Below are 7,313 nucleotides of genomic sequence, written 5' to 3' on the forward strand. Positions count from 1 at the left end.
TGAAACAATCCTCTCGATTAAGGTATGTTTCAATTCTTACGGTTACATACCGATATTATTCCCATCCAGATCCTTATGGATAGGTTGATGAAGCTTGTGCCATCTCTTTACAAAACTATCAATATTCGTCATATCTGATTCGACCAAATATTTTAGTTTTTGAAGTCTACTTTGATAACCAGATTTAGTAAAATAGCATCCTATTGTATACGCTGGTAAAAAGAGCGTATTAAATAAGGGTGAACTTTCATAATCATCACACCTTAATTCCATATATTTAGTCTTATTACTAACTGTCATATAAAATTGCATTCCGTCTGTTCCTTTCATCGAAATCAGAGAATCAATTTTTGGAACAATTTTGAATATACACATGTAAAAACGTATGCTATTTTCGTTGCTATTAATAGTTACATACAGCAATTCTAAATATCCTTTTTTAGAAAGGCGGCAAAAATTGTAGTTAAACTCTTGATGAGCAGAGTCAAATTTCCCATTGCAGTCATTGTCAAAGAGCGACATTTCAAAGCCATTTTTTAATAATGATGGAACACCCACTTCTTTAAAAATCTCATTCCTGTCTATGAGTAGCTGTTTCTTTGATGGTTTAAAAAATAATCCCATATCATCTATTTATTTGAGCATCAGTAAAGCATTCGAGGACTTGCGCTATTATCCAATTCTTCTTCTCCTTTCAATGAATATCTGACATGCCTTACTAGCTCGACAGTTTGATCTTACCATCGCTATCAAAATCCGTATTATCGGTCACTCTTTTGAGGTTCAGCTGCTTCAATGATAGGCCTTCTTTTAAGAGCAAATCGGCAGCTTTCATCCTAAATAAGGAATAAGATAGCGGCTTCTCGTTCCATTCGAGCACAAAATGATAGCCATCTACGATCTTTTGCTGGTCGTCGGTTTTGATGTTCAAGATATTGTGGAAGGTTTGCTCCGGCTTGGCCGGATCACTATCTGGAGAGATCCCCCTTGCTTTATAGGTGGCGATAAACTTGTAATAATGGTATTTTCCATTTACTGGATTGAATACTAATTCACGGCTGTTGTTTTCCTTGATCAATGCCGAAAAAGACTGCTCAAAATCATCTAGCAATTTATAATTAAAATCGGTATTGATCTTATTGGCCACCAATACATAGGTCTTTTCATCTTTACCGGCACTATTTCCTTTCGCTTGGTTTTGTGCAGCGGCCGAATAGCAAGTGAACCAACTTAACAATAGGACTATTAAATATCTCATCCTACTAATTTATCAAAATTCAAAGAATATTACCTTAGCTGGCCAGCAAACATTTCATTTTTCGATTTCTAGGTGACACAATCGGAGAACTATTACACTACTCCAATAAATAGTTCCAGTCGCTTATCACGGACGAAATGTCCCAAGTTAAGGCCGTTTTCTTATAACGCTCAAAATCATCCCTTTTCCATTTGGTGATATGGTATCCTTTACAGAGCCTGCAATAGTAGGCTCTACGGCAAGCCGGTTTTCCCATCCGGTGTTTGATGCGTTTACCATTGGTGACATTTTTGACACGCGAGCGTAATTTAAAACGGAACATCGCATATTGGGCGTCGAACCGGGATGGAAATGCCACTTTTCCTGTGGCCCGGCACTTCCAAGTGTTGCTTTTCATGCTTTCCATAATCAATCTATTAAAGGTTATTATTTATTGTATTCTCTTTTTCAATAGGTACCTGCAGCATGACCCAATCTTTTATCCTGCGGGAAATGGTCGGCGAAACCACAAAACTGTCGATATCTCCAAAAGGTACATGCAAAATGATCCTAAGCCGCCCGCCCTTCATTTGATAGCAGGCCTTGATCATGTCCAATGGAATCGCGTGATGCCGGTCTATTTTCTGCACAAAGCCGTGGGTATCGCGCACAATTTCGTTCAGGCTACGCTGCTCGCAGCCTTTGCTATCTTCCATATCTTCTTTTAGGTATAGCTTAACGATAGGCGTATTATTGGTCTTCTCAAATAGAAATATACCCAGCTCCGTGTACATAATCTTTTTTGTAAGGTATTTGTTGTTGATCACAAACTCCTCCTCTGCCGGATTTATCGATTTGAGCAGCGTCAGATCAATTTCCTCCACAGCATCTGTTTCCCTAACGGTCTCATCGACCGATGCCGGATCTATAGTATCATACAAATCAAAAGATTGTGCGTCAATTTGCGCATCCGCGTTGACTGCTACGTTGTTCTGCCTTTCTAAAGTACGTTCCAGCTTGACGACGTACAATTCCCTTTTCTGATTAGAACTCCAATAAAAAAAAGTGGCATAGATCATGTTAAAAAGCAGGATACAGAGAAATATGACCAATAAAGGCAGCCATATCCATTCACTTTTTGGAGGAACGACAGGTTTGATAATTCCAAAGAGAAATACGGTGGGTAGTAGTACACAGAAAAAGAACTGCGTTCCGATACGATCGCTCATATGCATTCGCCAGCTTTTCTTTTTGTCCAACAGTTTGATAACAGCTCGTATATAAAAGAGTGCTACCGCAGCAATAAATACATTAAATAGATAGCTTATGATCAGTGGCTTGCTATCAAACCAGACTGACAGCGCTGTTACCGCTCCAATATACCAACAGATGCCGCCAAAAAGAAACGAAGCGATCCACACCCAGATGAAATCTGGATAATGTACGTGCATCTCCGTATCGTTAGCATACTTGACCTGTTGGTTACTTTCCATAATGTACTGTTAATTTCAACGATTAACCTTGAACTGATCGATAGATAAATGCAGGTGAGGCTAATTCTTCCCAAAAATCTCTTATTAAAAAAATTTCCGTATACTAAATTTAGCCATTATTTCTTTTAAACAGTACCATCAGACAGGTAAACCACCCTTTTGTGTCCTTCCAAATGCGCATCAACACAACTTTTTAGCTTATAAACACCATCTTTATTGTATAAATTGGACGCCTCGTTACAGAAAAAAGGACTTCGATGCTAAAAACATACGCTTATTGAAATAAAGATATTATTCATGTCAAATAGCATGCGTTATAGGTAATTTTATCTTGACATCAAATCATTGATTTAACAGCCCTGCGTATGAGACCTCCCATGCATCTTTTCAGACGGATCAGCCGCAATCACATCCTGATTTTTATCGCGATTGTGGTAACTGTATATGGATCCTTTTTAGCGTCGGCATTTTACCTAAAGGTATATAGTATCGGTGTCCTAGTCCTGCTGGTCCCTTTTTTGGAAATCCGCAGCCACCATGTCGTACTCCAGCTTTTTGCTCTATTCTTTATTTGCATTCAGATCTGCAGTATAGCGGTGTATGACCGCTTACCCTACGAACTGCTGCTCAGTTCGCAGCCGCTCAAGCCAGCATTGAAACATGCCTTCCCTATCGCCCTCGGCAGCTGTGCGGTAGCCCATTTAATTTTCTTGAAACGTGCCAACCTGATTACGCTTTACGCCATCCAATTTCCACTGATGCTCCTGGCCTGTACCTGGTATATCCGTATGAACCTTATTATGAATAATTGCCAAAAGGTCGATAGTCCCAAAGCGGTCTATATCCAGGCCGAAGTCATCCAGAAATGCCCAGTCTGCTGCGATATACATGAATTATTGGTGTCATTTACGTATGAAGATGAGAAATACCAATTTCCGGTCGAGGTACATCCAAAGACTTTTGAGCAAGCTAAAGAGGGCGGCAAGCTGAACATGACGCTGCATCCAGGTGTGTATGGCTGGCCATGGTATCACAAAGAAATGAAAAGGAGGTACAAATGATCACAAGTTTATATCCCCTGATGCTTTTAATAGAGACCTTTGCCCATATCAGCCCTTCCAGCCGCACCAAACAACTGGAAGCAATTGCTTCTGCCTGTACCGAACATTTGAACGATGCCCTGGCCCTCCATCGGCAATATACCCATGCCGATCAGGCGATTCGAGGCATACAGCTCTACCATACGCAGTTGCTTCGCCTGCATGAAGTGTTATACACCTGCTGCGATCTGTCCATTCCCGAGGAACTTGACGCGCTTCATCGGGTGGAGGAACTACTGGAAAGTGTAGAATTTTTATTTAAGAAAGATATCAATCCCCTGACACCGCTACCGCAGCATCATGAAAAACGCATCAGGCAATATCTAGATCTTCACCTCGAAGACACTTTAGAGAGGTTAAGGCATAAACAGATTCCCCTGGCTTATCTGGATGAAGTGCATTCCGCCATTGAAAGCCTTTTCCAGCGGGGCAAAATACCCTACCTGCAATATCATCATCAGCAATACCTTGTTCAGCTGATTGATGCACTCAGACAACTGGCCCAGGACGAGCGTCAGCATAAAAACTGGCCTTCTCGCTTTTTGATCTTGATGATCAACTTTAATTTTAACCATATCGGCTTTTTAAATCGCTGGAAGGAATTCTACGAAGCTGACCCGGCCGCTACCGACAATCTATTGCGGTATCCGCAGCATTTCTCTGCCATCCCGGACTTTGCCTATGATCCCAACCGCAGCACGCTGCTCATGCTGATGTGCCAGTATATTGAAACGGAATCGGCAGATGATAAGTCATCCAGTGCTGTTCCCTATCGGTTTATCCATAGCAATCTGAATGGCAAGGAGCTCAAACTCTGGCTACATTTATGTGTGAAGGCCAAAGTCATGCGCTCGTCCGAGAAAAAGGAAGCTGCGGAAGAATTTTCGAAACTTGTTAAAACCAAGGAAGGCATACTGCTTTCGATACACAGCCTCACAAAGATGGACAGAGGCAGCGAATTTCCCGCTGCTGTCCACCTACGCAAAGTACTGAAAACCATGTTGAATGAACTACACGAAAAGTTCCCCGAATTAAATGGATAAAAATCCATCCAAATTTTAAAAAGCAGGGGTCTTCCCTCGTTACCCCTGCGCTAACAGGATTGACCGGGATTTAAATCCTGTTTAAAATCATTTCTGTGGGCTATTTTGCTGCACCGTACCCATAGCGACCATTTCGTTGCCAATTCCCCGCCCCCATTCCTACAGCTATTTAGAACCGTATTCGCCGGCTCAAATGCCCAATTTACTACCCCTACGGTCGGCTGTTATCCGATCTATCTTTGTTTTGAAGCGTACGAAAGGTAGAAGTTGACGCTGAAGCAGGCCGCTGTACCCGAGCAGGGCGCACAGGTATGGCGCCCTGTTTTTGGAAAGAATAAAACAGCGGAGAAAAATAATAAGTACTGCTGTACAAATAATTAAAGCTATGGAAGCGAACAAAACCAATACAACGATTTACAAAGTCCTCCGGGCGGCGATGATTCTCTTTTGGGTTTATGTGGGTATTGAAAAACTCTGGCAGCTCAGTGCATTTCATATTGCACTGCAGCAACAACCGGTCATTAGCATCCTTGCGCCAATTCTTTTCTGGCTGCTTCCGCTGCTGGAAATTGGCATCGGAGCTTTGCTTGGGTTGCCTGCACGCCGTTCACAGCATTGGGGCTGGATAGCATCGACTATCATGATCACTTTGTTTTCGATTTATATTGCCCTTGGCGTCCTTGATGTATTTGACAAGAAACCGTGTATGTGTACCAGCTTTCTCAGTCATATCTCCTGGACAGCGCATCTGATCTTTAACCTCGTTATTCTTGGTCTATCGTTAGTAGGCCAAATACTCAATCGTAAGGTTTTGCTTCACGGCCGAAACAACTTAAGCAATAAGGCCGCTGTTGGCCTCTTTCTAACGATTATTCTAGCAACAGGAATTGTAAGCTATAAAAACGCAACATTTAAACCAGCACATGAAATCTGGTATATGCCAGACAGCATAGACCATGCTCCAGTATATGACAGCGTCAGTAGGCCTATAGTAGGCAGCCTGGCATACAGATACGATCGGTACACAGAACCGTACCGACAACAATTATTTACCAAAAGTTTGCAGGCCAACAACTTTACTGATCAATTATTGGCTTGCAATACAGAAAGGAGGGTAGCATTATGCTAACCAAATTTTTAAACAATTATGGCTACATGATATTAGGCGGAGCCATGATTATCGGTTTCTCAGCATTTAAAGGTGCTGAAGCTTATACAGGAAAAAGTTTAGCTCCTGTAACTATTTACTTCCATGGTAATCCTCAAGATGAGGATCAGGTTAAAGATGCCTCGCGTTGGAATACCACGCCCAATGATGAGGACTGTAACAGTGCAAACGTTATGGCTTGCTCTCAGGTAGTAGATGAATCTGATCTGAATGCTTCAGATCAGCTGAATCCAGCAAAGATTCAGCTTGGCGCTACCGCAACTTCTGGAGGAAACTATATCCCTTCTAGAACCGGTGGCAGCAGCTCAACTACATTTACTCCAATCAATAGGGGATAAATGAAAGGAAGGGGTAGTCCGATCGGACTGTCCCTCCCCTATTTGTATCTACATTTCCTTTATTTCGGATTTTGTTGCATTCCCGTCAATCTAATAATATCTTCAGGAAGAGGAAGTGCATAAGCATTGGTGTTTGGCTGTAAAGTAATCAATTGCCCATTTAGTTTTCTTGTTATTGAAATCTCCCCTCCTTCTGCATTCAACCGCTTTAGGTCCATCCATCTTAGCCCCCTATACAGCAATTCCTTTCTTCGCTCTTTTAGGATTAAAGCCAGTGCTTCTCTTTTGTCTTTTATCACATAAGGAATAAATGTGCCCGTTTTATAGCGATACCCGAGTAGATGGTTTAAGTCTGCCATTCCTGCCTCTACATTTCCCATTCTCACATTGCATTCCGCACGCATAAGATACAGCTCGTCCATTGCTATCCCCGAAAACATTTTAGAAGATCCTGCGTAACTGCCTTTGAAAGTAGTCGTTCCATCGGCTGCTACTTTGAAGTATGCTGACCTGCGTAAATCATTACTGTCATAAGAACGATACAGGAGGGTATCAGTCAATGCGCGCGAACTTGTCAAATTGATACTTACTAATAATTCAGCATAAAATATAGTCTCTTTATTAAAAATCGTAAATGGGTAGGACGCTGTCATCTTTACTTCCGATAAATTATTAAAATCGAGCAGGTCAGCATTGTACTTTAGGGCTAAATCAACATAATAATAGGCCGAATCGTAGACCTGCATCGATAAGTAAGCACGAGCCAATGTAGCATAAGCCGAATACTTATTGGGACGCATGACATGACTGGTTTTCTCAGGAAGCATAAGACTAGATTCTTTCAGATCTGTAATTACATTTTCGTAGCACTCCGCTATGGATGACCGATAAGATTGCTCATGAAAATCCGAACTGTTCCGCAGCACAATACCCA

General features: G+C 41.7%; 9 protein-coding genes. 4 read left to right on the plus strand and 5 right to left on the minus strand.

What is annotated here, in order from left to right:
* Positions 1-42 precede the first annotated feature (42 nt).
* The 4 genes from B3E92_RS07990 to B3E92_RS08005 form a co-directional block, all read right to left on the minus strand.
* Complete coding sequence (locus tag B3E92_RS07990; protein ID WP_286896094.1) at positions 43-624, minus strand: hypothetical protein; 582 nt, start codon at positions 622-624, stop codon at positions 43-45.
* A 94-nt stretch (positions 625-718) separates the two neighbouring features.
* A complete protein-coding gene (locus B3E92_RS07995) occupies positions 719-1,258 on the minus strand; it encodes a hypothetical protein (RefSeq protein WP_286896096.1) in 540 nt (179 codons plus the stop codon).
* Between the two features lie 97 nt (positions 1,259-1,355).
* Positions 1,356-1,664, minus strand: a complete 309-nt coding sequence (locus B3E92_RS08000; protein WP_286896099.1) for a hypothetical protein — start codon at positions 1,662-1,664, stop codon at positions 1,356-1,358.
* A gap of 10 nt (positions 1,665-1,674) precedes the next feature.
* Positions 1,675-2,730, minus strand: a complete 1,056-nt coding sequence (locus B3E92_RS08005; RefSeq protein WP_286896102.1) for a hypothetical protein — start codon at positions 2,728-2,730, stop codon at positions 1,675-1,677.
* Between the two features lie 365 nt (positions 2,731-3,095).
* Between B3E92_RS08005 and B3E92_RS08010 the strand changes: the two genes are divergently transcribed.
* From B3E92_RS08010 to B3E92_RS08025, 4 genes are all read left to right on the plus strand, one after another.
* Entirely contained in the window at positions 3,096-3,791 is a 696-nt protein-coding gene (locus tag B3E92_RS08010) for a hypothetical protein (protein ID WP_286896105.1), read from the plus strand.
* Positions 3,755-4,873: a hypothetical protein gene (locus B3E92_RS08015; RefSeq protein WP_286896108.1), complete on the plus strand. Its 1,119-nt coding sequence runs from the start codon at positions 3,755-3,757 to the stop codon at positions 4,871-4,873. The genes B3E92_RS08010 and B3E92_RS08015 overlap by 37 nt, the downstream gene beginning before the upstream one ends.
* Before the next feature lie 385 nt (positions 4,874-5,258).
* A complete protein-coding gene (locus B3E92_RS08020; RefSeq protein WP_286896110.1) occupies positions 5,259-6,002 on the plus strand; it encodes a MauE/DoxX family redox-associated membrane protein in 744 nt (247 codons plus the stop codon).
* Positions 5,996-6,379 (plus strand): hypothetical protein, encoded by a 384-nt coding sequence (locus tag B3E92_RS08025; protein ID WP_286896112.1) that lies wholly within the window; start codon positions 5,996-5,998, stop codon positions 6,377-6,379. Before B3E92_RS08020 ends, B3E92_RS08025 begins: the two co-directional genes overlap by 7 nt.
* 59 nt (positions 6,380-6,438) lie before the next feature.
* On the opposite strand, the gene B3E92_RS08030 is transcribed toward B3E92_RS08025, so the two are convergent.
* Positions 6,439-7,313: RagB/SusD family nutrient uptake outer membrane protein (locus tag B3E92_RS08030; RefSeq protein WP_286896115.1), on the minus strand; the 875-nt coding region annotated here is incomplete at its 5' end.

This window comes from Sphingobacterium sp. UBA6317 (assembly GCF_002440385.1).
Lineage (GTDB): Bacteria > Bacteroidota > Bacteroidia > Sphingobacteriales > Sphingobacteriaceae > Sphingobacterium > Sphingobacterium multivorum.

What these genes read in the sequence shown, in the direction of transcription:
- B3E92_RS08015 (WP_286896108.1), top strand. Translation starts at nt 3,755, where the DNA reads ATGGTATCACAAAGAAATGAAAAGGAGGTACAAATGATCACAAGTTTA.
- B3E92_RS07990 (WP_286896094.1), bottom strand. Translation starts at nt 624, where the DNA reads ATGGGATTATTTTTTAAACCATCAAAGAAACAGCTACTCATAGACAGG.
- B3E92_RS08010 (WP_286896105.1), top strand. Translation starts at nt 3,096, where the DNA reads ATGAGACCTCCCATGCATCTTTTCAGACGGATCAGCCGCAATCACATC.
- B3E92_RS08020 (WP_286896110.1), top strand. Translation starts at nt 5,259, where the DNA reads ATGGAAGCGAACAAAACCAATACAACGATTTACAAAGTCCTCCGGGCG.
- B3E92_RS08005 (WP_286896102.1), bottom strand. Translation starts at nt 2,730, where the DNA reads ATGGAAAGTAACCAACAGGTCAAGTATGCTAACGATACGGAGATGCAC.
- B3E92_RS07995 (WP_286896096.1), bottom strand. Translation starts at nt 1,258, where the DNA reads ATGAGATATTTAATAGTCCTATTGTTAAGTTGGTTCACTTGCTATTCG.
- B3E92_RS08025 (WP_286896112.1), top strand. Translation starts at nt 5,996, where the DNA reads ATGCTAACCAAATTTTTAAACAATTATGGCTACATGATATTAGGCGGA.
- B3E92_RS08000 (WP_286896099.1), bottom strand. Translation starts at nt 1,664, where the DNA reads ATGGAAAGCATGAAAAGCAACACTTGGAAGTGCCGGGCCACAGGAAAA.